Here is a 1185-nt window from a genome sequence, read left to right as displayed (position 1 = left end):
CTACGTGGCATTCGACAACAGCAAGGACACTCTGGCAGTGGCTATTGCGGAGGGTGGTCTGCGCGGGGAGGTGCGGTTCTGGGGCACGATCCCGAACCAGCCTGAGGCAGTGCGCAAGCTGGTGGCAAAGCTCGCGGCCAAGCACCCGGTGCTGAGCTTCTGCTATGAGGCCGGGCCATGCGGGTATGGGCTTTATCGGCAGATCAGGGCGCTGGGCCATCCATGCTTGGTGGTCGCGCCCTCGCTGATCCCGACCAAGCCCGGCGGGCACATCAAGACGGACCGCCGGGACGCGACCATGCTGGCATCGCTGTTCCGCGCCGGAGAGTTGCAAGGCGTGTGGGTACCCGATGCTGAGCACGAGGCCATGCGTGAGCTCATCCGCGGTCGGCAGACCGCGATGCAGGAGGTCCGGCGCTCTCGCCAGCTGGTGCTGTCGTTCTTGCTGCGCCACGACCGCGCGATGCCCACAGGCCAGCATTGGACCAGGGCGCACCGGGCCTGGCTGGCGCGGCAGAGTTTCTCCCACCCCGCAGAGCAGATCGTGTTTGAGGAACTGATCCAGCGCATGGAGGTCGCCTGCGCCCGGCAAGGCCGCCACGAGAACGCGATCCGCGAATTGCTGCCGACCTGGTCGCTGGCAGGCACGGTCGCTGCCATCCAGGCGATGCGAGGTGTGGCGCTGATGGCGGCCGTGACGCTGGTGGCCGAGATCGGTGACTTCGGCCGGTTCACCTCGCCGCGGCAGCTGATGGCGTGGCTTGGCCTGGTGCCAAAGGAGCACTCGTCAGGACGCAAGGTCGCCCGCGGCAACATCACCAAGGCCGGCAACACTCGGGCACGCCGGGTGCTGGTTGAAGGGGCGTGGACATACCGGCTCTCCGCCCGCATGGGCGAGGACATCACCCGGCGCAACGAAGGCCTGCCCGAACCGATCAGGGCGGCTGCCTGGAAGGCGCAGCTCCGACTGTGCACCCGTTACCGGCGCCTGCAGAAGTCCGGCAAGCCGCAGCACGTCATCGTGGTCGCGATCGCCCGCGAGATGGCGGCGTTTGTTTGGGCCATCGCCCGCATGGCACAGCCTGTCGTCACAGCGGCATAGGACTGCGCCAGCCCAAGCCAGAAACGGCAACTGGAAAGGATCAGGAGGTCCCCTCGTTGCACAGGGGTGGGCGCGGCGGCAGG

At 67.6% G+C, this 1185-nt stretch carries 1 protein-coding gene; it reads left to right on the top strand.

Translation table 11 applies throughout. The annotated features are described in order from the left end of the window. The coding region (locus EBE87_RS28325) for an IS110 family RNA-guided transposase (protein ID WP_408887777.1) at positions 1 to 1102 on the top strand (1102 nt) is incomplete at its 5' end. Positions 1103 to 1185: the final 83 nt, after the last annotated feature.

The sequence above is a fragment of the Teichococcus wenyumeiae genome (assembly GCF_003696345.1).
Taxonomy (GTDB): Bacteria; Pseudomonadota; Alphaproteobacteria; order Acetobacterales; family Acetobacteraceae; genus Pseudoroseomonas; species Pseudoroseomonas wenyumeiae.
The sequence above is the reverse complement of the archived record's forward strand: the minus strand, read 5'-3'. Positions and strand labels throughout refer to the sequence as shown.